Below are 25073 nucleotides of genomic sequence, written 5' to 3'. Positions count from 1 at the left end.
CGCCCAGTGCGGGCTTTTTCATGGAGTCCCCATGTTCAAGTCCCTGATCATTTACCGCATCGCCCAAGGCTGGGCAGCAGACCTGCAGGCCGCCGAGGAAGCCCTGGCCAAGGCTCCATTCATGGAGTGCGGTGCCACCCAGGAGAAGTCCTGCGGCTGGGTGCCACCCCGCGGCGAGGCCCATGGCGCCCTGGTCGAGAGCATCGGCGGCCAGTGGATCGCCCGCCTGATGACCGAAACCAAGGCCATTCCCGCCAGCGTGCTGGCCCGCAAGGTGAAGGAGAAGGCCGACCGTATCGAGCAGGAGACGGGCCGCAAGCCCGGGAAAAAGGAATCCCGCGAGCTAAAGGACGAAGCCAAGCTGGATCTCCTGCCCATGGCATTCACCAAGCAGGCCAGCATGTGGGTGTGGATCGACCCGACCAACCGCCTGCTGGTGCTGGACACGGGCAGCCAGGGCCGCGCCGATGAGGTGGTCACGCTGCTGGTTGAGTCCTTGCCCGGCCTGTCCGTGTCGCTGCTCAGCACCCAGACCAGCCCCCAGGCCGCCATGGCGCACTGGCTCAAGGAGCAGGAGCCACCCGTGGGCTTCACGGTGGACCGCGAGTGCGAACTCAAAAGCGCCAACGAGGAAAAGGCCGTCGTGAAGTACGGCCGCCACCCGCTGGACATAGCAGAGGTGCAGGGCCACATCGACGCAGGCAAGCTGCCTACCAAGCTGGCAATGACCTGGGATGACCGGGTTTCTTTCCTGCTGACCGAAGGCCTGCAGGTGCGCAAGCTGGCCTTCCTGGACACCGTTTTCGAGGGCACCAAGGCCGACGATGGCGGGTTCGATACCGATGTGGCGATTGCCACTGGCGAGCTGGTCAAGCTGATCCCGGACCTGATCGAGGCGCTGGGCGGGGAGGCAGAGAGCGCCGTGGGCATTGCTGCGCTGGAAGCAAAGTCTGCCGCCTTGATAGAGGCCCTGCCAAAAGATCCGTATTTCGAAGACGGCGGCCAAGATCCCTTGTACGAGCAGGCCGCAGAGCTGGTGCGCAAAGACCGCAAGGCGAGCATTTCCTACGTGCAGCGCAAGCTGCTCATTGGCTACAACCGCGCCGCGCGGCTGCTGGAGTCCATGGAAAAGGCCGGGGTGGTCAGCGCGATGAACGCCAGCGGCGCGCGCGAGGTACTGGCATGAACCAACAAGCCCCGCAACGCTGGCCATTCGCCATCCAGCCGCCACCCCAAAAGCCCGAGCATCGCATCTGCCTGGGCTGCGGCGCCCGCCACCCCATCAACCCAGACGGCACGCCCGTGGGCGGTGCCCTCCCCTGCGGACATTGACCATGAACCGACAGCTGCGACGCCTTGCCGCGAAGGGCAAGCAACCCGAGTGGATGAAGTTCGTCACAGACTTGCCGGAGTCTCCGATGAACGTGGCCATCCGCAACGCAACGAAGCTCACCACCCCAGAAATTGAGCACTACATCGTGCCCAGCCGCCGGGCGGTGGAGGCGTTTCGCGTTGGAAAGGGCAACTTCAAAGACTGGCTACGCCTGTGCACGCTGGTGAACGTGGGCATGGCCATTGAGGACGGCGGCGTGGTGAAGGGCTTCCGCAGCGACCTAAAGGCAGCGCTCAATGCGCTGGAGGAAATCAGCACACGCCAGGACAGCCCAACAGGCTGGAAACCCGGCGCGCTGCGCGCCTCGGAGCTGGAGGCCATACGCATGCTGGTGGTTGCCCATGATTTCCAACTGCGCCAAATTTCCTACGGTGAGCACCAGGAGGCATACCGCCTGGCCACGGCACGCGTGAAGAGCGACGGCGGCGACGTCATCAACCTCAAGAACATCCAGACCATCGAGCAGCTGGCTTAGAGGACCCCACCCCACACGCAGGCCCGCAATAGCGGGTCTTTCTGTTTCTGGCCCTACAGAGGATTCCCCATGACTCCAACAGACAGCCAAGCGAGCGCGGCCAGGGTCCTATGCCAATTCTCATGCGGCGCTGCGTCTGCTGTCGCAACGAAACTGGCTTTGGCCCAGTACGGCGACCGATGTACGGTCATCAATGCGCATCTTGAAAACGAGCACCAAGACAACCGACGATTCCTGGCTGACTGCGAGCGGTGGTTTGGCCAAAAGGTGATCGTGTTACGTGATGAAAAGTACGGCGCCGATGTGATCGAGGTCTTCCGACGCACGCGGTACATCAAGGGGCGCCAAGGTGCGGCATGCACGCTTCGTCTAAAGCGCGGGTTGTTGCGCACGTTTGAGCAACCCGGCGATGTGCTGGTTTTGGGTTACACCGCCGAGGAGCAGTGGCGCCTTGACGACTTCCAAGAGGCGTATCCGGACAGACCAGTGGTCGCTCCACTGATCGAACGCGGCCTGACCAAGACGGACTGCAAGACCATGGTCGAGCGTGCCGGGATCACCCTGCCATTCATGTACCTGCAGGGCTACCAAAACGCCAACTGCATCGGGTGCGTGAAGGGCGGTGCGGGGTACTTCCGAGCCATCCGCGAGGACTACCCCGCAGAGTTCAAGCGCATTGCCGACATTGAGTCAGAGATTGGCCCAGGCGCCTACATCCTGCGCCATCGTTCCGGCCCCCTCAAAGGGAAGCGCTTCCCACTTCACGAGCTACCCGCAGGCAAGGCAGACCGAAAGGAATGGCTGCCGGCTTGCGGCGTTACCTGCGAAATCGCAGAACAGGAGTATTCCTAATGACCGATAAAACAGACAGCAAGGAGCGCGAGGCAGATGCACTGATTCGCAAACTGCGCGATGTTCTGGATGAATGTCGCAGCTACATTGATACGCCGACATTAAGCCCATTAATGGAGAGCGAGGCCGCAATTGCGGTCGAAGAAGCTGACATTTACCTAGCTGGCCGCGCCTCCCTCGCAGCAAATGCGGGGAGTGAGCCAGTGGTGAAAGTGGAGTGCGATTGCGCTGCTCAAGACATGCCTTTTGGCACATGCTGCAAGGTCCGCAAAGAGTTCGAACAGTGGTATGACGCACAGCCAGACGGGCGCATGCAGCCATTCGACGTTTGGCGAGCTGCCTGGGGCCGACGATACACCCACCCCTCTCCCCCAGAGGGAATGGTGGGAGGGTGGCAGGACATTGCCACGGCGCCAGAGGGCCAGATGGTGGTAGTCGGATGGCTGGATCCGGAAGACGCCGAACATCCCGAGCGCCACGATTTCGACCTGCTGGAAGACGGCTGCTGGCAGCAGTGGCATGAGCGCGCCGAGCATGTGGAAGTCATCGGCGGCCATGGAGTTAGCTACACGCCGCCATACACAGTCTGGATGCCAGTCAGTCCCATTCCCACCTCATCTGCGAATAGCAGAAAGGGGGAGTGATGGCCTGCGATATCTGCGGAAAGACAGGCACTCCACTGCGTGACCTGCGCGAAATCTACCAAACGGACCAGATCAAAGTCATGTGCCCTGACTGCGAGAAGGTAGTCAACAAGCAACTGCGCTCCATTCAAGACATGACGACGCGCATGCAGAAAGCTCTTTTGAAACTCTTCATGGCAGAACGCAAGGCCAAGAAAGATCCATCATGACAAACCAACAAGGGGCGCCAGAAGCGCTGGCCCATGAACTGTTCACAGCGGCGCAATTGGCGCCAGGGGAAGGAATTTCGGATGCGGTCGCCAGGATTGCCGCCCTGGTAGAGGCACAGCAGCCCGCCCCATCGGCTGCGGCAGGCATGGACGAACTGCGCCGGGCGTTTGAGCCGCAGACCGTCGAGCAGGAATGGAAAGGTTCGCACTCTCTCGCCTACCCGACCAAGGCAGCGGAGATCATCAATGCTGCTCGTGCTTTGCTTTCCCCCACGCCCCAGGCAGACAGCCAGCCAGCGCCAGACCCTGCAGACATCATTGCAGGAGCACTGCAGATCAGCCGTGGGCATGCCATGGAACTCATGCAGCAGGTAGTTGACGCCGACCGCGCAGCCCGTGCCCCGGCAGACAGCGCCCAGGACGAATTCATAAGCCGCGAGGAATGGGTGGAGCGCGCCATGCGTGTTTACCTGATTGCAGGCGATACAGAAGACGAGGCTCGTGAGTGCGCAGAGTACCAGTGGGGCGAACTGGACATGGACGATATTCCAGACCCGTATTTCACGGCCATGGAAGACATTGAGGGGCGTGGACCAGCACCGCAGGCAGACAGCCAGCCAGCGCCACAAGGAGAAACGAATGTTCAACTGGATATTGATTCAAACCCTTCCACACCCGGACAACAGCGGGACGTGGCTGGCACGGTGGCGCTGGGACAACCAGTGGGCGACGGGCCGGACCAAGCGGCAGGCCATCTTAGCGCTCAAGGAGACAAGCTACTGACCGTAGCCGAGCGCAACCTCCGCAGTTTCTTGCGTAGCGCCGCATTCAAGAGCGAGTCAGACCGAGAGGCTGCGCTTAACTGCGTCGATGTGCTGTGGGAAGCAGCCCGTGCCCCGGCAGACAGCGTGACGGCACCAGCGGGTGGGGACGCCATCGACACGAATGGTGTTTTCCCGGAATGGCGCCCAGGTAGTAGCAAGTTCAAAGACTGGTGCGCCAAATACTTCAGCGGGGACGCCGACGAGATCTATCTTGCCGAGGCGGTGCTACATCTGCCGCGCGTCACCGAAGGCCCTTCGAAGGCAGCGGATGAATTTGAACTGCGGAGGCTCTTGGCCGAAGAACGCGCCACCACGCGGCAACTTGCCCGCGCTTTGGCCGAAGCAACTGAACCACCAACATTCATGGGCGAGCCGGTGATTCAATCAGCAGCCACCCCACCCGCCCAGGCGGCAGACAGCGTGCTGGAGGATGCGGCGCGGCTAAAGCAGATCGCAGAAGCCATCCGCGACTATCACCACGCGCTGGACATGCGCAAGCACGGTGGTCTGGCAGAGAGCGCGGCATTCAGTTCCATCTGCAACACCATGGGCATGCATTGGAACCGGGGCGAAGAGGCAGCACGGCGCGCAGCCCGCAAGCAAGGAGCAAACCATGACTGAGCATCGCCTTGTAGCGAAGAACATTCGCCGCGACGGCAGAATTGGCACGTACTGGACATGCACCTGCGGTGAGTGGCAACCAAACAGCGCGAAGAACCCACCTCCTTGGGGTGGTGGCCGTGCGCCAGCTGACGTTGTGATGCGGTACATCAAAAGCGAACACGCCAAACATAGCGCGATGGGAGCAAACCATGACTGAGCCGACAGACACCGTTGATCTCATTGGCGTGCGCGCGAACGGTGAGCACGTCAACCTGGGCAGGGTCACGATGCCTCCACGCATGAAGGCCCGCGAGATCGCGCGCTCCTACTTCGGACACTTTGACGACGAGGATGGTTCAGACGCCGAACTGTGCTTTGGTGCACTGGAAACGTTTCTTGATTGGCTGGTCAAGCACGGTTGGCATGACACCCCGCAGCCCACCCAGGCGCAGGCCGGGGCGGTGCCGCTGACGGATGAGCGGCTTGTGGCATGCATCAAGGCCGCAGGATTCAAGACATGGGACAGCCGTATGTGGGCTCTGAAACGTGAAATCGAAGCCGCCCACGGCATCAAAGGAGACCAGCATGGCGCTGAGTGACGAACGCATATGGGCCAGCGATGCGATCATGCGGGCCAATGCCGCTGCAGGGCTCCCGATGCCCATACTGGGGATGCTCTGCCGCACTGTCGAGGCCGAAGTCCGCAAGGATGACGAGGCGCTGATACGGCAACTGGTGGAGGCAGTTGAGCTGGGGAAAAAACTAGCCCTAACTGGCGGGGTGTTTACGCCTCCCGAATTGGCATTGCTTACAGCAGCAAGCACAGCCGCCCGCGCCCGCCTCGCGCCACCGCCGCCCACTGCCTGACAGGCACCCCCACCCCATCAACAGCCCCGCTCATGCGGGGTTTGTCATTTCTGGAGCCACACATGGCCGAAAACACCAAGATCGAATGGACGGATCACACTTTTAATCCCTGGATTGGCTGCACCAAGGTGGGCCCCGGGTGCGATCACTGCTACGCCGAAAACCTCATGGACAAGCGCATGGGCGTGGCCGTTTGGGGCCCTGGCAATGAGCGTGTGCGCACCAAGCAAGCCAACTGGAAGATGCCGCTGCGCTGGAATGCCCAGGCCGATGCCTTCATGGCCCAGCACGGCCGCCGCCAGCGCGTTTTCTGCGCCTCGCTGGCCGATGTGTTCGACAACGCCGTGCCGGTGCAATGGCGGCGCGATCTGTTCGACCTGATCGAGGCGACACCAAACCTTGACTGGCTGCTGCTGACAAAGCGCATCGGCAACGCTCGCAGCCTTTACGCCGAGGCCTACCTTGATTCAGCACGACCCTGGCCTGCAAACGTGTGGCTGGGCGCCACCATCGTGAACCCGGAGGAAGCAGCGCGGGACATCCATAAGCTGCTGCAGGTGCCCGCACGCGTGCGGTTCCTCAGCATGGAGCCGCTGCTTGGGGCCGTCAACCTGCGCAGTTTGGAGTTGGGAGAAGGCGAACTTGATGCACTCAAATCCGACACATGGGAGCAAGAGATAGATCGTTGGCGCGATACCGATGAAGACTGGATTGAGCAGTTCGAGGACTGGTACGGCGTCAACCTGAGCGACGGCCTCACAGGCCCCATGCACCCCACCATCGACTGGGTGATCGTTGGAGGCGAGAGCGGCCCAGGCGCGCGCCCCATGCACCCCGACTGGGCACGCAGCCTGCGCGACCAGTGCGAGGCTGCCGGTGTGCCATTCCTGTTCAAGCAGTGGGGCGAGTGGATGCCGACGATCCGCGAAGGCGACACCGTGAAGCTGGTGTTTGAGAAGGGCGCGCCACACGGCCCTGACCAGCCAGCATTCCACGACTGGCCTGACGGACAGGGCGCCGCGCGCGTGGGCAAGAAGGCTGCAGGCCGCCTGCTGGATGGCCGCACTTGGGACGGCTTCCCCGCCCCATGACCACCCCGCCCGACTGGTCAGCTGCAGACAAGGCCTACCAGCTCCACCACACCGGCTGTGCCACATGCCGCGCCGCCGGCGGCAACCCCAACAACCTGCAGCGCTGCCCCACGGGCACGGAGCTGTGGGCCACCTATCGAGCCGCGGGCATGCCCCCGCATTTCACCTGGCTGCGGAAGCGGCCAGCAGGGAAGAAACTATGAACCAAGAATCTGTCCACGTCCTGGACCCATGCTGCGGCAGTCGAATGATGTGGTTCGACAAAGAAGATCCCCGGACCGTCTTTGGCGACCAGCGCCGTGAAACGATCACCGTGACCGACCGCTCCCACCGCGAAGACGGCACGCGCACTCTGCGCATCGAGCCCGATGTGCTGCTGGACTTCCGGGCTCTGCCCTACCCCGACTGCAGTTTCAAGCTGGTGGCGTTCGACCCGCCACACGTCGTGCGCGCTGGCCCGCGCAGCTGGCTGGCCGCGAAGTACGGGAAACTGGGCCAAGACTGGCGCGATGACTTGCGCCAGGGGTTTGCCGAGTGCTTCCGCGTCCTGGAGCCCGGCGGCGTGCTGGTCTTCAAGTGGAACGAAACGCAGGTGAAGCTGGCCGAGGTGCTGGCCACCACGCCCGAGAGGCCTCTTTTTGGACAGGTCAGCGGGCGCCGGGGAATGACGCACTGGCTGGTGTTCATGAAGCCAGTAGCGAAGGAAGGCGGTGCAGCATGAAGATGGCCAAACCCTCCCCCCGGGACATTGACGCCGGCGGCGAATTGCTGGGGCTGCTGGACACTATCGACGAGCGCTGGGGCGGGCCCTGGCCGATTCACGGCGCGCCGGAAGACCTGGCGAAGTTTCTTGACGCCGAAGATGAGAGCTTCGACAGCGACAACCTCAAACACCTGCAGGTGCTCTACAACCACCTCGCCAAGCTTCTGCGCACGGCGCCGAACTTTCACGGCCGTGTTCTGGGCGGCATGTGCTACGTCATCTGCTGGGACAAAAACCAGATTCTCGACCCGGCACTCGACCACCTTGAACTGCATCCGGACATCCTCGCGGGCCTGCGGCTGCTGGCCGCGCAGCGTGCCGACTTCCTGCCCCGGTTGGAGCGCGAGGCCCGCGCTGCAGTGGCCACCGCCATAGATGCATCCGCCGCCCGCCACCTGCGGGAAATGGGGCTTTCCTCGTGACCAAACGCCCCTCCCTCTCGCCCGCCCAGCGCAACGCGCTGTGGCGCGCAACGGTGGGGCAGCCGCCCTCCAATGACCACCGCACCCTGCAGGCCCTGCACCGCAAGGGCTTGCTCCAAGGAATCGACCACAAGCCGACAGCAGCGGGCGCCGCGTATTTCGCCCTGCCCGCCAGCTCGTGCCAACCCCGTGAAATGCAAGGAGCCAGCACAGCATGAACACCGCACAACACCAACTCGCCTATCAGATCAACCGTGCCGCCGAAAAGCTCGATGTCTCCCGCTCGACCATCTACCGGCTGGTCAACGACAAGCACTTGACGCTGGTGAAAGTCGGCAAGCGCGCCAGCCGGATCACGGCGAAAAGCATCCACGATTACTTGGCATCCCGGGCAGGCGACAATGCCAAGTAGGCCCACGGCGCACGGTCCGCCAAGGGCAATAAATTTGGGTAGCTAGCGGGGTAGCCAGCCGCAAAACTCTCAACACACCAAACGCAAACCGTTGATTTAAATAAGGTTTTTCCACCAATGCAAATTGCCACCTGGAACGTGAACTCCCTGTCGGTGCGCCTGCCCCAGGTGCTGGCCTGGCTGGCCGCCAACCCGGTCGATGCCCTGTGCCTGCAGGAGCTCAAGCTCACCGACGACAAGTTTCCCCACGACGCGTTGAAAGAGGCCGGCTACGAAGCCGTGGCCTTCGGCCAAAAGACCTACAACGGCGTGGCCATCCTGAGCCGCCACCCGCTGCGCGATGTGGTGCGCAACATCCCCGCCTTTGGCGACGAGCAGGCCCGCGTCATCGCCGCCACGCTGGACACGCCGGCAGGCCCGCTGCGCCTGCTCAACGGCTACTTCGTCAACGGCCAGGAGCCGGGCTCGGAAAAGTTCGCATACAAGATGCGCTGGCTGCAGGCGCTGCAGGACATGGTGCGCGCCGAGATGGCCGCCCACCCGCGCCTGATGCTGGTGGGCGACTTCAACGTGGCCCCTGAAGACCGCGACTCGTACGACCCCGAGGGCCTGCGCGAGACCATCCACCACACCACCGAAGAGCGCAACCACTTCCAGGCCCTGCTGGCCCTGGGGCTGACCGATGCCTTCCGCATGTTCGAGCAGCCCGAGAAGAGCTATTCGTGGTGGGACTACCGCATGCTGGGCTTTCAGAAAAACCGGGGCCTGCGCATCGACCACATTCTGGTGAGCGAGGCCCTCAAGCCCACGGTGACGGCCTGCCTGGTGGACCGCGCCCCGCGCAAGAACCCACAACCCAGCGACCATGCGCCGGTGGTTGTCACGATGAGCGCCTGATGCACCCTTGAGCCGCTCCGCACGCGACGCAAAAAAGGCTGCCAGAGGAATGCTCTGGCAGCCTTTTTCTTGGGGTCAGCCCTCAGCCCAGCAACCGACGCCCGGTCAGGCGCGGTTTACCCAACGGTCGCCCTCGGCACCTGGGATCAGGGCCGGGGCGAGAACCCGTCGCGCAGCGCACGCACCTCGTCGTGGTTGCGCTGGGCGCCTTGGGCCTGGCGCTCCACCAGAGCACGCACGTCGGCAGGCAGCGCAGCCTTCAGCGCCTTGCGGTAGCGGGCCACCGCAGCGTCCTCGCCACGTTCGCATTCTTCGAGCACAGCCTTATCGTCCTGGGTGGACAACGCTGTCTTCACCGACACCCAGCCCCGGTGCAACGCGCCCGCCACGGTCCCCCCCTGCGCAGGGTCGCCATTGAGGCGGCGGATCTCGTGTTCCAGCTCCACGGCGGCAGCCGCACACTCGCGCGAGTGGCGCTGGAAGATGCCCTTGAGCTGGCCCGACTCTGCGTGCTCGGCACAGGCATGGAAGCCGTATTCGCCATCGCGTGCAGACTCCAGCAGGTCGTTGAGCACATCGACCACGTCTTCGGCGTCGATCACGTCCATCGGGCGGTCGCTGGCCAGCGCAGTGCGGTTGGCGGCGCGCTCCCACGCGGCGCGGGTGGCGGGGCGTACGTCGGTCCAGGCCAGGCCGTCGCTGCCGTGGCGTGCACGCCAGTCGTCCGCCAGGCGCGGCTCGATGGCGTCAAAGTCGCCCTCGTAGCGGCCTACCGACGACCAGCCCAGCTCGTAGGCAGGACGGTATTGGTCGTACGTGCGGCCGCCCACGTAGTAGGGCTCGCGGTGGTAGGTCTCGCGCCAGTAGGCGTCTTCTTCGGTGGGGTTGACGGCCTCGGCAGCCGCCTTGCCCGCCAGGCCGCCCGCCACAGCACCCGCTACGCCACCAATGGCAGCGCCGACCGGGCCGCCAAAAGCACCTGCAGCAGCCCCGGCAGCGGCGCCCCCGAGGGCGGCGCCCACGCCCGTTCCGACGGGGTGAGCACCTGGCTCATTGGTCAAAGGGTCACGGTTGGCATCGTTGAAATCCGACATAGGAACATCTCCGGTTGGTTGACAGTGACTTCATTGTTGAAGCCACCTCCGGAGTGCCGGGTCGGCCCAGGGAGGGCCTGCATGTAGGACATGGCCCGCCATGCAGTGCGATGCGCAGCGCGCATCCGGGCCGGGTTACAGCGATGCCACCAGCGATGTAATGGCACCTTGCATTGCTACGATTTCAATAGCTGCAGAGGCATGATCAACATGCGCCTGCGGCCATTTTCATACTTCATCCGGCGCGTCCAGCCCCAACTCCTGGATCTTGCGGGTGATGGTGTTGCGCCCAATGCCCAGGCGCTGCGCGGCCTCCATGCGACGGCCGTGGGTGGCCACCAGGGCCGTGCGGATCAGGCGCGACTCAAAGCGCCGCGTGAGCGCATCCCACACCTCGGGCTGGCCGCCTGCGAGCAGTTTTTGCGCTTCGGTTTCCAGTGCCTGCTCCCAGCTGTGGGCGGCAGCCACAGGGGCAGCTACGGCGTCGGCCGACCAGGACGCAACGGCCGCAGGTGCAGACGCCGACACTGGAGCGGACACCTGCGCTGCGGGGTGCAGGCCCCCCACCAATTCGGGTGCAGGCTGCGCTACTGGCGCAACAGGCGCCAGCGGGGCCACCGGCATCGATGTCACCGTGGCCGCCGCAGGCTCGGCGCCCGCCGTGGCGCGCACGGGCTGCTGGTACACCGGGGCTTCCAGCACCTCGGGCGGCAGGTCCTGCAGCGAGATCACCTGGGCAGGCGCCATCACCGTGAGCCAGTGGCAGATGTTCTCCAGCTGGCGCACGTTGCCCGGGAAGGCAAACTGCTCCAGCCGCGCCAGTGCCGAATCGGCAATGCGCTTGGGCTCCACGCCCAGCTGCCGCGCGCTTTGCTGCAGAAAGTGGCGCGTGAGCATGGGCACGTCTTCATGCCGCTCGCGCAGCGCGGGCAGGCGCAGGCGGATCACGTTGAGGCGGTGGAACAAGTCCTCGCGGAAGCCGCCTTCCTTGACGCGCTGCTCCAGGTTCTGGTGGGTGGCGGCAATCACGCGCACATGGGCCTTGACGGCTGCGTGGCCGCCCACGCGGTAGAACTGGCCGTCCGACAACACGCGCAGCAGGCGCGTCTGCAAATCAAACGGCATGTCGCCGATTTCGTCGAGGAACAGCGTGCCGCCCTCGGCCTGCTCGAAGCGGCCGCGCCGCTGGGTCTGGGCGCCGGTGAAGGCGCCGCGCTCATGGCCGAAGAGTTCGCTCTCCAGCAGGTCCTTGGGAATGGCTGCGGTGTTGATGGCCACAAAGGGACCGTCTGCCACGGGCGAATGCTTGTGCAGCGCGCGCGCCACCAGCTCCTTGCCCGAGCCCGATTCGCCGGTGATGAGCACCGTGACCTGGCTTTGCGACAGCCGCCCGATGGCGCGAAACACGTCCTGCATGGCGGGCGCCTGGCCCAGCATTTCGGGGGTCGCGGTCTGGCGCTCTTCGGTGACTTCTTCGCGCTGGCTTTCTTCGACCGCGCGGCGGATCAGTTCCACCGCCTTGGGCAGGTCAAACGGCTTGGGCAGGTATTCGAACGCGCCGCGCTGAAAGGCCGACACCGCACTGTCGAGGTCCGAGTACGCCGTCATGATGATGACGGGCAGGCCGGGCTGCAGCTCGCGCACCTTCTCCAGCAGTTGCAGGCCCGAACCTCCGGGCATGCGGATGTCGCTCACCAGAACCTGGGGGCCCTGGCGCGCGGGGTCGCCTGCGGTGACATCGGCCAGTGCGTCCAGCACTTCGCGCGGGTGCGTGAAACTGCGCGTGGGCAGGTTCTCGCGGGCCAGCGCCTTTTCCAGGACGAAGCGGATCGAGGGGTCGTCATCTACTATCCAGATCGGCTTCATATGTTTTTCTTACCTTCCCTGTGGTTGCGTGTCAGGGACCGTCATGCGCTGTCAGGGCAAGGGGATCAGGATTCGGAAGTCGGTGCGACCCGGTACGCTGTCGCATTCGATCAACCCGTGGTGACGCTGCACGAAGGTTTGCGCCAACGTCAGCCCCAGCCCTGATCCGCCGTCCCGCCCCGATACCAGTGGATAAAAAATCCGCTCCTTGATGGCATCGGGTACGCCCGGTCCGTTGTCGATGACATGCAATTCCAGTGCCAGCCGGTAGCGCTGCCGGCCGAACGTGACCTGGCGGGCCACACGCGTGCGCAGCGTGATCACGGCATCCCCCTTGGCGATGCGCTCTGACAGCGCCTGGGCCGCGTTCTGCACGATGTTCAGCACCGCCTGAATGAGCTGCGCGCGGTCCCCGCGAAACTCGGGAATCGAGGTGTCGTAGTCGCGCTGCACCTTGAGGCCCTGCGGGTATTCGACCAGCACGAGCGAACGCACGCGCTCGCACACCTCGTGGATGTTCACATCGCCCACCAGGTGGGGGTGGCGATGGGGCGCGAGCAGCCGGTCCACCAGGCTCTGCAGGCGGTCGGCCTCGTGGATGATGACCTGGGTGTATTCGGTGAGCTCACGGTTGTCGAGCTCCATCTCCAGCAGCTGTGCCGCGCCCCGAATGCCGCCCAGCGGGTTCTTGATCTCATGGGCCAGGTTGCGGATCAGCTCCTTGTTGGCCTGGGCCTGGTCACGCAGGCGCTCTTCGCGGTCCTGGCGGGCCTGCTGCTCCAGCGGCCACAGCTCCACCAGGATTTCGCCCACCTGCTCGGCATCGGCCACGTTGACATGCACGGGCACCGGGTCCTGGTGCAGGCGCTTCAGGCTGGCCTCGTAGCGCAGCGCGGCAAAGTCCTTGCCCCGGGCGCCCGCCAGGGCCGTCTGCAGCAGTGCCGGGTCTGTGAAGAAGGTAGAGAAGTCCGCCCCTTCCAGGGTGCGGCGCGAGAGGCCCAGTGTGTTTTCCAGCGCGGCATTGGCAAACTGCACCGCGCCATCGTCAGCGCGCAGCACCGCCACCAGGGTGGACATCAGGTCCAGGGAATGAAAACGCCCGGTGTCAGTGCCGGGAAGGTCGGAGGAAGAAGGGACACTCACACGCAATCACCGCTGTCAGTTGGTGGGTGCAGCAGGGGCAGGCAGGCGGGCAATCTCGCGCTTGATACCCGCAATGTCACTCTCGCTGCGGGCCACGCTGGCCTTGAGTTCAGCCGTGCGTTCGGTGTAGCGCTGGGGGTTGCGCAGATCGAGTGCGTTGCGCTCGGGGGCGCCGTTGTTGTATTCCTTGAGCAGTTCGGCATGGCGCGTTTCCGCCTTGCGCAGCTCGGACTCCAGAATCGCGCGGGCATCCGAGTCGCGGGATTTTTGTTCGTTGTTGCTGACGCGTGGAGCGTTGGCGGGCGATGTCGCAGACGACGGGGCTGCTGCACCACCTGCTGCAGGAGCTGCGGTAGACGCCGGGCGGGTGCCCTGCACCACGGTAACGTTGCCCCCCTCCACCAGCTTGCAGCCGCGCTCCTTGGCTTGCTGGGCATTGTTGGTGTATTCGTTGCCGCAACGGTAGATGCGGTCTTGCGCCTGGACTGCGGGGACGGTGGCGGCGATGAGGAGCAGGGTGATGAGCGTTTTATTCATTCGGTTTCCTCGCACTGACATGCAGGGGACAGGGGAGTATCTCCCAATCACCCTACATCTCCAATCCAACAAGGGCAGACCCTTGAAGGGCTGTGTATACGGATGCAACACCTGACGTCTTGGTTCCGCCGCACGCGTTCAGCGCAGGTAACGCCTCCGCCCGTCCATGAAAAAAGGCGGCTTGCGCCGCCTTTTCTTGAGCAATGGTCTGCAGGCAGACGATTACAGGGAGTAGTACATGTCGTACTCGACAGGGTGCACTGCCATGCGGAAGCGGGTCACTTCGTTCATCTTCAGATCGATGTAGGCGTCGATCATGCTGTCGGTGAACACGCCACCCTTGGTCAGGAACGCACGGTCCTTGTCCAGATGTTCCAGGGCTTGGTCCAGGCTGTGGCACACGGTGGGCACCAGCTTGTCTTCTTCTGGAGGCAGGTGGTACAGGTCCTTCGTAGCGGCTTCGCCAGGATGGATCTTGTTTTCCACGCCGTCCAGACCGGCCATCAGCAGGGCTGCGAAGCCCAGGTAGGGGTTCATCAGTGGATCGGGGAAGCGGGCTTCCACGCGACGGCCCTTGGGGTTGGCCACGTAAGGGATACGGATCGAAGCGGAACGGTTCTTGGCCGAGTAGGCCAGCTTCACCGGGGCTTCAAAGTGAGGCACCAGGCGCTTGTAGCTGTTGGTACCGGGGTTGGTGATGGCGTTCAGGGCACGGGCGTGCTTGATGATGCCGCCGATGTAGTACAGCGCGAAGTCCGACAGACCAGCATAGCCGTCGCCAGCGAACAGGTTCTTGCCGTCCTTCCAGACGGACTGGTGCACGTGCATGCCGGAGCCGTTGTCGCCGTGGTAAGGCTTGGGCATGAAAGTGGCGGTCTTGCCGTAAGCGTTGGCCACGTTGTGGATCACGTACTTTTGCAGGATGGTCCAGTCGGCGCGCTCAACCAGGGTGCTGAAACGGGTACCGATTTCGTTCTGGCCGGCGCCCGCCACTTCGTGGTGGAACACTTCGACCGGAATGCCCAGGGATTCGAGGATCAGGGACATCTCGGCGCGCATGTCTTGCGTGCTGTCGACGGGAGGCACGGGGAAATAGCCGCCCTTGACGGTGGGGCGGTGGCCACGGTTGCCGCCTTCGAGCTTGGCGCCTGTGTTCCAGGGGGCTTCGTACTCTTCGATTTCGTAGAACGTGTTGTTGGGTTCAGTGCTCCAGCGCACGCCGTCGAAGATGAAGAATTCTGGCTCGGGACCGAAGTAGGCCGTATCGCCCAGGCCGGAGGCCTTCAGGTAGGCTTCAGCGCGCTTGGCAATGGAGCGGGGATCGCGGTCGTAGGCCTTGCCGTCGGTGGGCTCGATCACGTCGCAGGTCAGGATCAGCGTCGTTTCTTCAAAGAACGGATCGATGTTGGCCGTGCTCGGGTCGGGGATCAGCTGCATGTCGGAGGCTTCAATGCCCTTCCAACCGGCGATCGACGAGCCGTCAAAGGCATGGCCCGAAGTGAACTTGTCTTCGTCGAAGTGAGAGACGGGCACCGTGGTGTGCTGTTGTTTGCCACGGGTATCGGTGAAACGGAAGTCAACGAACTTGACTTCGTTCTCCTTCACCATCTTCATCACGTCTGCAACGGTCTTGGCCATCAGGTTCTCCTGGATAAAGCGCTTGTTGAAAAAAGAGTTTGCCGAAATAAAAGCAGTTTGCGTGCCAGCCGAGTGCAGCACCGCACTATGAAGGAGCGCTACCCGCGACAGGTCGGCGTGGCATGCGCCAAAAAGCACCAATACGGTGCAATCCATCTACCAAATCTGAGTCTCACAGGTTGCGCACCAATTCAGGGCCGCAATTTGCACCAAATTCGTGCAATCCTGTTTTCAAAGCCTGCCATGCAGCAGGCACAGAAGACGCGGGCCCTTTGACACCCAGTTCGATATGCCGCCCGTATTGTGGATGATCTACGCTGGGCAAACTGAACACCCGCACATCCGGGTGCGATTTTTCAATCTGCTCCATGAGGGGCGTCAAGGCTGCCTCCATCGCACCATAAACCACCACCGACTGCTCGGTCTGCGGTGCCCGGTTGAAATGGGCTGCGTAGTGCTGCTCCAGCACCCACTCGATCATGGGCCAGGCCATGACAGGAAAACCTGGAACGAAGTGCACTGCACCGCCCCCAGCCCCGTCGCAACTGAAGCCGGGAATCTTGTTGTAGGGATTGGGAATGATGCGCGCGCCCACCGGGAACAGGCCCATGTTGAGGCGGTGCACGTTGTCGGACCGGTCGGGCTCATAGGGCACGCCCTGCTCGCGCGCCACATCCTGCATGCGTTCGCGGATCAGCGCCTCGGCTTCTGGGTGCAGGGCCAGATCCCGGCCCAGGGCACGTCCAGCACATTGCCGCGTGTGGTCGTCTGGGGTTGCGCCAATGCCGCCACACGAGAACACCACATCGGCCGACGCGAACGCCCGCTGCAAAGTGGCCGTGATGCGGTCCGGGCTGTCGCCCACATAGTCGGCGTAGGCCAGCGACAGGCCCCGCGCCGATAACAGCTCGATCACCTTGGGCATGTGCTTGTCGGCCCGTTTGCCTGACAGTATCTCGTCACCGACGATGATGAGACCAAAGGTGGGGGTCATGGTGGATTGTCTCCAGGGTTCGGATTTGCAGGGGGCGGCAGCGCGGGGGCTGGGGGTGCCGCCATGTTCAGAGCTGGCGCGCCTTTGGGGTGCACGGCCGCTTCGGCCAACGGGGCGGGCCCGGTCATCGGCGCCATCGTGGCCCGCTCGGCACGCAAGCGCTGCAGGGCGGCCAGACCGTAGTGCGTGAACCACAGCGAGGAAAACGCGAACACCAGGGTGTAGATCCAGATCGCCAGCGGCACCAGCACAAAAAACGCGGCGGCAAACACCACGCCCGATGCCCACACAATGCTGGGCGCTGCCCCGAGGTAGCCCGTGACGATGCCAATGCCCAGCAGGCTGCTGCGATGGCGGCGGAATATCTCCAGGCGCTCTTCCTTGCTGGCGTGGTCTGCCAGGGCGTCGAACACCATCACCCGGTAGGTCAGCCAACCCCAGATCAGCGGCGGCAGGATGAGCACCAGCGGCGGCACCAGCCACAGCGGAACGGACACCACCAGCGCCACCAGCGCCAACACCGTGGACCCTACCGACCAGGCCACACTCGCGATGAAGGACACGCCCTTCTTGCGCTCCAGATCCGGAAACCGCCGCGCAGCCACCAATGCCACCAGGGCGGGGGTCATAAGTACCGCTACGGCCAGCAGCGACACCACCACCAAAACGGGCGCCACGGCCAGCACCACCATCAACGGCGCCATGACAGCAGTCACATCCCCCAGGCCCCAGCCCTGAAGCCAACCCCAGACGCTGGCCAGCAACGAGGACGCATCGAGCAATGCGCGCATCCCCTGCACCGCAGCGTCCCAGTAGAAGTAACCCAGGCCGAGTGCCAAAACGGCCATCAAGAACAGAGGCAACAGCGACAGCGCAATCACCCGCGGACGCAGGCAATAGGCAGCGGCACGCCAGAAAGAATCAAGCAGTAATCCCATGGCGGCAAGCATACAGGCAGCGCCCGCCAAGCCGCTCAGGCCTTGCCCAGCAACCTCAGTACGCCCCGCCATTGCTGGGACCAGAACCCCGCGCCGTAGTCGCGCACACGGCCATCGGGGCCCGGCTCGACCTGGTCGCGCACGCCCGTGGGGTCAAAGCGCTTTTCAAAGTTGGCCGTGCCCATCAGCATGTCCCACCAAGGCAGAAGCACCCCGAAGTTGTGCCCGCCGAGTACCACACGCGGCGGCGTTGCTGCTTGGCCCGATGTTGTCTCGGCCGAAGGCTTGACCGTCTCGTGGCCAATGCCGATGCTGTGGTGCCGGCGGTGAAACCGGGGGCTGATCCAGAGCCGCTCACCCACCTGACCAAACCACAGCCGCACGTTGGCGTGCTGAAAGCTCTCGCTGAGCTGAGTGATGGCTACGATTGCAATGAACTGACCCGGCGCAACACCAATCAGCTGCGCCACCGTCACCAGAATCACGTCGCGCAGCAGGTCATCGAGCAGGTGGTTGCGGTTGTCGCTCCACATCGTCATCTGCTGCTGTGCATGGTGCAGCGAATGCAGGCGCCACCACCACTCAAAGTGATGCTGTCCCCGGTGGATCCAGTAGTCCACAAAATCGAACACCACCAGATACAGCAGCAAGCTGACCCAGGAGATGTCCGTCACACCCGGCCAGAGGCCATCGAGCTGGAACGTACTGACACCCGCCACACGCAAGGCACCAAACAGTGAATCCGCCAGCGGATCCACCGTGAAAAACAGCGCCAGCCGGAACAGTCCCAGCCGGTGAATCAGGGTGTAGAGGATGTCAGTGCGGATGGTGGCGCGGTCATTGATCTGCTCCACCGGCCACCAGCGCTGCATGGGGCCAATCACAGCCACGATGACGACCAGCTGCAGCAATCCCACCAGCAGCCAGCCGGATGCCTCATAACCGTTCTCCAGCAGGCTGGCCAGCCCTGTGGTGAACATCAGCGGCTGCAGCACGCTCTCAAAAAGCCATTGCTGCACGCTGTCAAATACACCGCCTAGCCATCCCATCGTGTCGCGCTCCCTGGCACCTGGTTATTCATGCAAACATGCGGCGCGTGCGCCCTCAGCCACGGCACACGCGATCCAACTTGATCCCACAGCCCATCTAGCGAACCTGAGCCGCTGCGGCCGCATAGTCAGGATGATCCCGCAAGGTACGAAAGCAAAACCCTCGCTGCTTGAGCCCTTCAATCAAAGGCTCCAGCACAGCGGGCGCCCAGGCGTCCTTGCGCGACCAGATCCCCAGGTGCGCCAGCAGGATGTCGCCACTGCGCACATCATGCAGCGCCTTGTTCAACAGCGCGGTGTTGCTGGCCGTCTCACTGGGCAGCTCATCCCCCAAGAAGCCGGCAGGCGACCACCCCACATGCGCGTAACCGCAGGCCTTCGCGCTGGCAATCAATTGTGCAGAGGTCTTGCCGCCAGGCGCGCGGAACAGGGGCAAAGGCGTCTTGCCGGTAATGGCCTTCAAACGATCCGCAGCACGGGCAATTTCTTCGCAGTATTCACCTGCGGACATCACAAAGCTTTGACCCTCACGCTGTCCCGCAGAGGGACGGACCCGAAATGCCGGATGCGACGCGCCGCCAGCATCGGCACGCCAGTAGGTGTGGTTCCAGGTGTGGGAAGCAAACTCATGGCCCTCCGCGGCGCGTGCACGCCACCATGGGGCCCAATGGTCTCCCAGACTTCCATCGCCTTCCTTCGTGCGCTCGTTTGCAGCAAAGAAGGTCACGTGCACCTGCTGGCGCCTGAGCACCTCAGCCACCAAAGGCGCCACTTCCATGTGGCCAGTGTCAAAGGTCAGGTACAGGGGCTTTTTGCATTCATTCTTCGCGGTAGCGCTAGTGAAACATGCCCAAACAGCTATCAATACAATAGCATCGCGACGCCTGCTGCGTGATCCACAAAAAGCGCTGAGGAACATACCTCTCACCGGCTGCACCGCGCTCAACGTGGCGCGTGTTGCAGGGTCCATACGCCGTGGGGCGATTTACCCACGTTGACCTGGCGCACCACCTTCTTTGCCTGGGTGTCCACCACAGACAGCTTCCGGGCCCAACGCGAACTGACGTAGATATAGCGGCCATCCGCCGAAACATCCATGCAATCGGGTCCGCCCGGCACAGGATACGACTCGACGACCTGCTGGGTGTTCATGTCGATCTTGCTGATCGAGTTGGCCACGCGATTGCTCACATACAGGTGGTGCCCGTCGCCAGCAGCGCGAAAGGCGTGTGCACCGTTGCCTGTCTTGATCCGCTTGACGCTGACCGCTTCACGCCCTGAAATATCGAACACCTCCACGCTGTCACCGCCCGTCAGTCCCACAAACAGGTGCTTACCATCGGGACTGCCGTAGACATCCGCAGGCATGGGGCCTGTTTTGACACGCCATTTGATGGTCTGGGTGGCAATATCAATCGCCACCAGTTCGTCACTGTCCTGCATGGTCGAATAGACGGTGGTGCTGCGACTATCGATCCATAGATGGCTGGGGGTGCGCGATGTGGCCACGCGCTGCACCAGGGTCAGGTCCTTGCCGTCCCAGCGGTAAAAGTCCACGTGATTCAGACGGTTGGCGGCCGTGATGAACCATTTCATGTCGGGACTGAATCGCAGATGGTAGGGGTCCACAATCCCACGTACGGTTCGCTGCACCTCGGCGGTACGGGGGTCCACAAACGTCAGCGTGTCACCGAGCGCGTTGGCCACGATGATCGACTTTTCATCGGGGGTCAGATACAGATGGTGCGGCTCTTTACCTGTGGGTATGCGGGCCGTCTCCGTCCAAGTCACCGGGTCGATGACGCTGACGTTGGCCTCCAGCGAATTGAGTACAAAAAGCGGCGGAGCGCCCGCCGCCACACTGGCCAAGGAGTAACACCACCCACCAAGGGCCACAACGCAGATGCGTGCAATCGAGAGAATCTTCACAAAACCACTTTCAACACAGCCTTGGAGTGTAGCGCCGCGCCCAGCTCGGACCCGAGCGACAACAAGTAACATCAGGGTGATCGTGCTCTCTTTGACTCAGGTCATCCCGGTATTGGCGCAGCCTAGGGTTCCAGACCATCTCGCAGGGCGAGACCACAACTTGCCAGCAGAGCTCTCCCAGCGTCGGCAGTCAAGGGATCAACGACATGAGTCACAGTGCCCCGGCCGCGCTCTCTAAGCCAGTCCAAAGAGGCCACTCCTCCGGACAACATGCTCAAGCGTTGCTGTTCAACAGTGCCAAATCGGAAGCATTGAGCCATCGCCATTGGCCGGGGGCCAAATCCGCAGGCAAATCCATGCGTCCAATGCGAGAGCGATGTAGCCCCTCCACCCTATTGCCAACTGCTGCAATCATCCGCTTGACCTGGTGGTACTTGCCCTCAGTCAGCGTCATATCCAAGCGATGGGAACCCACAATGGAGCAGTTTGCAGCACGCACCGGCTTGGGATCATCGTCCAGCACAACCCCCGCCAACAATTTCGACACCTGTGCCTCGTCCACCGGGTGTTTGGTCGTCACTTGGTAAACCTTCGGAACATGCTTCTTGGGCGAACTCAAGCGATGAATGAATTGCCCGTCATCGCTCAATAGCAACATACCCGTTGTGTCCTGATCAAGGCGCCCCACCGCCTGCACTCCTTGAACCGCACTCTTCGTGGGCCGCTGACGCAACGGCGGAGGCAGAAGCGTATAGATGCTGGGGTACGTAGAAGGCTTCTGAGAACACTCCGTGCCGGCGGGTTTGTGAAGCAGCACGTAGGCTTTGGCGTGGAACGGCCAATCCACACCCTGTACACGTAACAGCAGTCCTTCGGGCTCATAGCCTGCGGTAGCCTCCGTGCAGAGCACGTACTCAGCATTGGGCGAAGATGCCTCACGCACCGAGACCCATCCCTGCTGAATCAGGCCCGCGCAAACACGACGCGTACCAAAACCTTGGGAATACAGGATGTCTTGTAGTTGCATGGTCAATACCCTGGAGGGTCAGCGAGAAGGGATGATTTTTGTGCGCCTGGAAAGCAAAAAACCCCAGTCATATCTGACTGGGGTTTTCTGGGCTGTAAGAGCCTGACGATGACCTACTTTCACACGGGAACCCGCACTATCATCGGCGCAAAGTCGTTTCACTGTCCTGTTCGGGATGGGAAGGAGTGGGACCAACTTGCTATGGTCATCAGGCATAACTTGGTGCTGGGCAGTTTTTGTGAACTGCCTGGCGAATTCATAGAGTCTGGAATCAGATTTTGTGTATTTGACTGCGTCTAACTTGGCATAACAGACTTTGAGCTTCACGCTGGTTGCGTGTTGGCTATCAAAGTTATAGGGTCAAGCCGCACGAGCAATTAGTATCAGTTAGCTTAACGCATTACTGCGCTTCCACACCTGACCTATCAACGTCCTGGTCTTGAACGACTCTTTAGGGGGCTCAAGGCCCCGGCAGATCTCATCTTGAAACGAGTTTCCCGCTTAGATGCTTTCAGCGGTTATCTCTTCCACACTTAGCTACTCGGCAATGCCACTGGCGTGACAACCGATACACCAGAGGTGTGTCCACTCCGGTCCTCTCGTACTAGGAGCAGGCTTCCTCAAATCTGCAGCGCCCACGGAAGATAGGGACCAAACTGTCTCACGACGTTTTAAACCCAGCTCACGTACCTCTTTAAATGGCGAACAGCCATACCCTTGGGACCGGCTACAGCCCCAGGATGAGATGAGCCGACATCGAGGTGCCAAACACCGCCGTCGATATGAACTCTTGGGCGGTATCAGCCTGTTATCCCCAGAGTACCTTTTATCCGTTGAGCGATGGCCCTTCCATACAGAACCACCGGATCACTATGTCCTGCTTTCGCATCTGCTCGACTTGTCAGTCTCGCAGTTAAGCACGCTTATGCCATTGCACTATCGTCACGATGTCCGACCGTAACTAGCGTACCTTCGAACTCCTCCGTTACGCTTTGGGAGGAGACCGCCCCAGTCAAACTGCCTACCATGCACTGTCCCCGATCCAGATAATGGACCTAGGTTAGAACCTCAAACACACCAGGGTGGTATTTCAACGTTGGCTCCATGAGAACTAGCGTCCTCACTTCAAAGCCTCCCACCTATCCTACACAGATCTGTTCAAAGTCCAATACAAAGCTACAGTAAAGGTTCATGGGGTCTTTCCGTCTTTCCGCGGGGAGATTGCATCATCACAAACATTTCAACTTCGCTGAGTCTCAGGAGGAGACAGTGTGGCCATCGTTACGCCATTCGTGCAGGTCGGAACTTACCCGACAAGGAATTTCGCTACCTTAGGACCGTTATAGTTACGGCCGCCGTTTACTGGGACTTCAATCAAGAGCTTGCACCCCATCATTTAATCTTCCAGCACCGGGCAGGCGTCACACCCTATACGTCCACTTTCGTGTTTGCAGAGTGCTGTGTTTTTATTAAACAGTCGCAGCCACCGATTTTTTGCAACCCCGTTGGGCTCCCTCTGTACGAGTTCACCTACTTGGGGCATACCTTCTCCCGAAGTTACGGTATCAATTTGCCGAGTTCCTTCTCCTGAGTTCTCTCAAGCGCCTTAGAATACTCATCTCGCGCACCAGTGTCGGTTTGCGGTACGGTCGTCAATAGCTGAAGCTTAGTGGCTTTTCCTGGAAGCAGGGTATCACTCACTTCGTCTGCAAGCAGACTCGTTATCACCCCTCATCTAAGCCCGGCGGATTTGCCTACCGAGCACGACTACAGGCTTGAACCAACATATCCAACAGTTGGCTGAGCTAACCTTCTCCGTCCCCACATCGCACTATTGATCGGTACAGGAATATTGACCTGTTTCCCATCAGCTACGCATCTCTGCCTCGCCTTAGGGGCCGACTCACTCTACGCCGATGAACGTTGCGTAGAAAACCTTGCGCTTACGGCGAGGGGGCTTTTCACCCCCTTTAACGCTACTCATGTCAGCATTCGCACTTCTGATACCTCCAGCATCCGTTACCAGACACCTTCACAGGCCTACAGAACGCTCTCCTACCACTTGCAATAAATTGCAAATCCGCAGCTTCGGTAACTGGCTTAGCCCCGTTACATCTTCCGCGCAGGACGACTCGATCAGTGAGCTATTACGCTTTCTTTAAATGATGGCTGCTTCTAAGCCAACATCCTGACTGTTTTAGCCTTCCCACTTCGTTTCCCACTTAGCCAATTTTAGGGACCTTAGCTGGCGGTCTGGGTTGTTTCCCTCTTGAGTCCGGACGTTAGCACCCGGTGCTCTGTCTCCCAAGCTGTACTCTGCGGTATTCGGAGTTTGCATAGGTTTGGTAAGTCGCCATGACCCCCTAGCCTAAACAGTGCTCTACCCCCGCAGGTAATACTTGAGGCACTACCTAAATAGTTTTCGGAGAGAACCAGCTATTTCCAAGTTTGTTTAGCCTTTCACCCCTATCCACAGCTCATCCCCTAGTTTTGCAACACTAGTGGGTTCGGACCTCCAGTACCTGTTACGGCACCTTCATCCTGGCCATGGATAGATCACTTGGTTTCGGGTCTACACCCAGCGACTGATTCGCCCTATTCGGACTCGATTTCTCTACGGCTTCCCTATTCGGTTAACCTTGCCACTGAATGTAAGTCGCTGACCCATTATACAAAAGGTACGCAGTCACCCTTGCGGGCTCCTACTTTTTGTAAGCATGCGGTTTCAGGATCTATTTCACTCCCCTCCCGGGGTTCTTTTCGCCTTTCCCTCACGGTACTGGTTCACTATCGGTCGATTACGAGTATTTAGCCTTGGAGGATGGTCCCCCCATATTCAGACAGGATTTCTCGTGTCCCGCCCTACTTTTCTCTAACTTAGTACCACACGTCTGTTTTCGCATACAGGGCTATCACCTGCTATGGCCGGGCTTTCCATCCCGTTTTGCTAACAGTCGTGCTATCACTAGAAGGCTCTTCCGATTTCGCTCGCCACTACTTTCGGAATCTCGGTTGATGTCTTTTCCTCGAGCTACTGAGATGTTTCAGTTCACCCGGTTCGCCTCGCATACCTATGTATTCAGTATGCGATACCTCTTGCGAGGTGGGTTTCCCCATTCAGAAATCTCCGGATCAAAGCTTATTTGCCAGCTCCCCGAAGCTTATCGCAGGCTATCACGTCTTTCGTCGCCTGTAATCGCCAAGGCATCCACCACATGCTCTTAGTCACTTGACCCTATAACTTTGACATCTCTTTCAAGATATCGCCGTCATCTCAAGGACTTGCCAGGTCTTTCACCTGACGCGTTATGCCGTAATGTGAATAATTCCTCGATATCACTATCAAGAAACATTCGTCATTACTGAGTTCAAATTACTTCGCAATCACTTTCGCAATCACGTTTGC

Annotated in this window: 26 protein-coding genes and 2 rRNA genes; 15 read left to right on the top strand and 13 right to left on the bottom strand. The window is 61.3% G+C overall.

The annotated features are described in order from the left end of the window. Nucleotides 1-31: 31 nt before the first annotated feature. The 15 genes from ACTJKQ_RS14170 (at nucleotide 32) to xth (ending at nucleotide 9452) form a co-directional block, all read left to right on the top strand. Nucleotides 32-1186, top strand: coding sequence for a recombination-associated protein RdgC (locus ACTJKQ_RS14170; RefSeq protein ID WP_440597198.1), 1155 nt, complete (start codon nucleotides 32-34; stop codon nucleotides 1184-1186). Then, a complete protein-coding gene (locus tag ACTJKQ_RS14165) occupies nucleotides 1183-1332 on the top strand; it encodes a hypothetical protein (protein WP_343734590.1) in 150 nt (49 codons plus the stop codon). Before ACTJKQ_RS14170 ends, ACTJKQ_RS14165 begins: the two co-directional genes overlap by 4 nt. Before the next feature lie 2 nt (nucleotides 1333-1334). Continuing rightward, entirely contained in the window at nucleotides 1335-1868 is a 534-nt protein-coding gene (locus ACTJKQ_RS14160) for a hypothetical protein (RefSeq protein WP_440597197.1), read from the top strand. Nucleotides 1869-1937: 69 nt separating this feature from the next. Continuing rightward, a complete protein-coding gene (locus ACTJKQ_RS14155; protein ID WP_440597196.1) occupies nucleotides 1938-2720 on the top strand; it encodes a hypothetical protein in 783 nt (260 codons plus the stop codon). Continuing rightward, the gene (locus ACTJKQ_RS14150) at nucleotides 2720-3364 is read left to right on the top strand and encodes a hypothetical protein (protein ID WP_440597195.1); all 645 of its coding nucleotides are present in this window, start codon (nucleotides 2720-2722) and stop codon (nucleotides 3362-3364) included. The genes ACTJKQ_RS14155 and ACTJKQ_RS14150 overlap by 1 nt, the downstream gene beginning before the upstream one ends. Continuing rightward, nucleotides 3364-3573, top strand: a complete 210-nt coding sequence (locus ACTJKQ_RS14145) for a hypothetical protein (RefSeq protein ID WP_440597194.1) — start codon at nucleotides 3364-3366, stop codon at nucleotides 3571-3573. The genes ACTJKQ_RS14150 and ACTJKQ_RS14145 overlap by 1 nt, the downstream gene beginning before the upstream one ends. A gap of 146 nt (nucleotides 3574-3719) precedes the next feature. Then, nucleotides 3720-5018, top strand: coding sequence for a hypothetical protein (locus ACTJKQ_RS14140; RefSeq protein ID WP_440597193.1), 1299 nt, complete (start codon nucleotides 3720-3722; stop codon nucleotides 5016-5018). A gap of 191 nt (nucleotides 5019-5209) precedes the next feature. Further along, nucleotides 5210-5599 carry a hypothetical protein gene (locus ACTJKQ_RS14135; protein WP_440597192.1) on the top strand — a complete coding sequence of 130 codons (390 nt, stop codon included), beginning with the start codon at nucleotides 5210-5212 and terminating at the stop codon, nucleotides 5597-5599. Then, nucleotides 5586-5867, top strand: coding sequence for a hypothetical protein (locus tag ACTJKQ_RS14130; protein WP_440597191.1), 282 nt, complete (start codon nucleotides 5586-5588; stop codon nucleotides 5865-5867). The genes ACTJKQ_RS14135 and ACTJKQ_RS14130 overlap by 14 nt, the downstream gene beginning before the upstream one ends. Before the next feature lie 62 nt (nucleotides 5868-5929). Further along, nucleotides 5930-6958 (top strand): phage Gp37/Gp68 family protein, encoded by a 1029-nt coding sequence (locus ACTJKQ_RS14125; RefSeq protein ID WP_440597190.1) that lies wholly within the window; start codon nucleotides 5930-5932, stop codon nucleotides 6956-6958. A gap of 199 nt (nucleotides 6959-7157) precedes the next feature. Continuing rightward, complete coding sequence (locus ACTJKQ_RS14120) at nucleotides 7158-7679, top strand: SAM-dependent methyltransferase (protein ID WP_440597189.1); 522 nt, start codon at nucleotides 7158-7160, stop codon at nucleotides 7677-7679. Beyond that, nucleotides 7676-8143, top strand: coding sequence for a hypothetical protein (locus tag ACTJKQ_RS14115; protein ID WP_440597188.1), 468 nt, complete (start codon nucleotides 7676-7678; stop codon nucleotides 8141-8143). The genes ACTJKQ_RS14120 and ACTJKQ_RS14115 overlap by 4 nt, the downstream gene beginning before the upstream one ends. Beyond that, nucleotides 8140-8361: a hypothetical protein gene (locus ACTJKQ_RS14110; protein WP_440597187.1), complete on the top strand. Its 222-nt coding sequence runs from the start codon at nucleotides 8140-8142 to the stop codon at nucleotides 8359-8361. The genes ACTJKQ_RS14115 and ACTJKQ_RS14110 overlap by 4 nt, the downstream gene beginning before the upstream one ends. Then, nucleotides 8358-8555, top strand: a complete 198-nt coding sequence (locus ACTJKQ_RS14105) for a helix-turn-helix transcriptional regulator (protein WP_192421061.1) — start codon at nucleotides 8358-8360, stop codon at nucleotides 8553-8555. Before ACTJKQ_RS14110 ends, ACTJKQ_RS14105 begins: the two co-directional genes overlap by 4 nt. Nucleotides 8556-8672: 117 nt before the next feature. Next, nucleotides 8673-9452, top strand: a complete 780-nt coding sequence (xth, locus tag ACTJKQ_RS14100; RefSeq protein ID WP_440597186.1) for an exodeoxyribonuclease III — start codon at nucleotides 8673-8675, stop codon at nucleotides 9450-9452. Nucleotides 9453-9598: 146 nt separating this feature from the next. Here xth and ACTJKQ_RS14095 read toward each other — a convergent pair whose 3' ends face one another. The 13 genes from ACTJKQ_RS14095 to ACTJKQ_RS14035 form a co-directional block, all read right to left on the bottom strand. Then, a complete protein-coding gene (locus ACTJKQ_RS14095; RefSeq protein WP_099729853.1) occupies nucleotides 9599-10546 on the bottom strand; it encodes a ferritin-like domain-containing protein in 948 nt (315 codons plus the stop codon). A gap of 228 nt (nucleotides 10547-10774) precedes the next feature. Continuing rightward, the gene (gene ntrC, locus ACTJKQ_RS14090; RefSeq protein WP_108500165.1) at nucleotides 10775-12412 is read right to left on the bottom strand and encodes a nitrogen regulation protein NR(I); all 1638 of its coding nucleotides are present in this window, start codon (nucleotides 12410-12412) and stop codon (nucleotides 10775-10777) included. 51 nt (nucleotides 12413-12463) lie between these two features. Next, a complete protein-coding gene (gene glnL, locus ACTJKQ_RS14085) occupies nucleotides 12464-13489 on the bottom strand; it encodes a nitrogen regulation protein NR(II) (RefSeq protein ID WP_043566259.1) in 1026 nt (341 codons plus the stop codon). 81 nt (nucleotides 13490-13570) lie between these two features. Continuing rightward, complete coding sequence (locus tag ACTJKQ_RS14080; RefSeq protein WP_288852293.1) at nucleotides 13571-14092, bottom strand: hypothetical protein; 522 nt, start codon at nucleotides 14090-14092, stop codon at nucleotides 13571-13573. Nucleotides 14093-14314: 222 nt separating this feature from the next. Then, nucleotides 14315-15730: a type I glutamate--ammonia ligase gene (glnA, locus tag ACTJKQ_RS14075; protein ID WP_056067757.1), complete on the bottom strand. Its 1416-nt coding sequence runs from the start codon at nucleotides 15728-15730 to the stop codon at nucleotides 14315-14317. 172 nt (nucleotides 15731-15902) lie between these two features. Continuing rightward, a complete protein-coding gene (locus ACTJKQ_RS14070) occupies nucleotides 15903-16724 on the bottom strand; it encodes a competence/damage-inducible protein A (RefSeq protein ID WP_440597185.1) in 822 nt (273 codons plus the stop codon). Beyond that, nucleotides 16721-17662, bottom strand: a complete 942-nt coding sequence (locus ACTJKQ_RS14065) for an EI24 domain-containing protein (RefSeq protein WP_440597184.1) — start codon at nucleotides 17660-17662, stop codon at nucleotides 16721-16723. The genes ACTJKQ_RS14070 and ACTJKQ_RS14065 overlap by 4 nt, the downstream gene beginning before the upstream one ends. 35 nt (nucleotides 17663-17697) lie before the next feature. Further along, on the bottom strand, nucleotides 17698-18711 hold the full coding sequence (locus ACTJKQ_RS14060; RefSeq protein WP_099729850.1) for a sterol desaturase family protein: 1014 nt from the start codon (nucleotides 18709-18711) through the stop codon (nucleotides 17698-17700). 97 nt (nucleotides 18712-18808) lie between these two features. Next, nucleotides 18809-19630, bottom strand: coding sequence for a polysaccharide deacetylase family protein (locus ACTJKQ_RS14055; protein WP_440597183.1), 822 nt, complete (start codon nucleotides 19628-19630; stop codon nucleotides 18809-18811). A gap of 23 nt (nucleotides 19631-19653) precedes the next feature. Then, a complete protein-coding gene (locus ACTJKQ_RS14050) occupies nucleotides 19654-20640 on the bottom strand; it encodes a YncE family protein (RefSeq protein ID WP_056067105.1) in 987 nt (328 codons plus the stop codon). A 274-nt stretch (nucleotides 20641-20914) separates the two neighbouring features. Further along, nucleotides 20915-21667 (bottom strand): 16S rRNA pseudouridine(516) synthase, encoded by a 753-nt coding sequence (locus tag ACTJKQ_RS14045; RefSeq protein ID WP_440597182.1) that lies wholly within the window; start codon nucleotides 21665-21667, stop codon nucleotides 20915-20917. A 100-nt stretch (nucleotides 21668-21767) separates the two neighbouring features. Continuing rightward, nucleotides 21768-21880, bottom strand: a 5S ribosomal RNA gene (gene rrf / locus ACTJKQ_RS14040). A 143-nt stretch (nucleotides 21881-22023) separates the two neighbouring features. Further along, nucleotides 22024-24902: ribosomal RNA gene (locus tag ACTJKQ_RS14035) — 23S ribosomal RNA — on the bottom strand. Nucleotides 24903-25073: the final 171 nt, after the last annotated feature.

The organism is Acidovorax sp. 22279 (assembly GCF_052045435.1).
Classification (GTDB): Bacteria; Pseudomonadota; Gammaproteobacteria; order Burkholderiales; family Burkholderiaceae_C; genus Acidovorax; species Acidovorax delafieldii.
The sequence above is the reverse complement of the archived record's forward strand: the minus strand, read 5'-3'. Positions and strand labels throughout refer to the sequence as shown.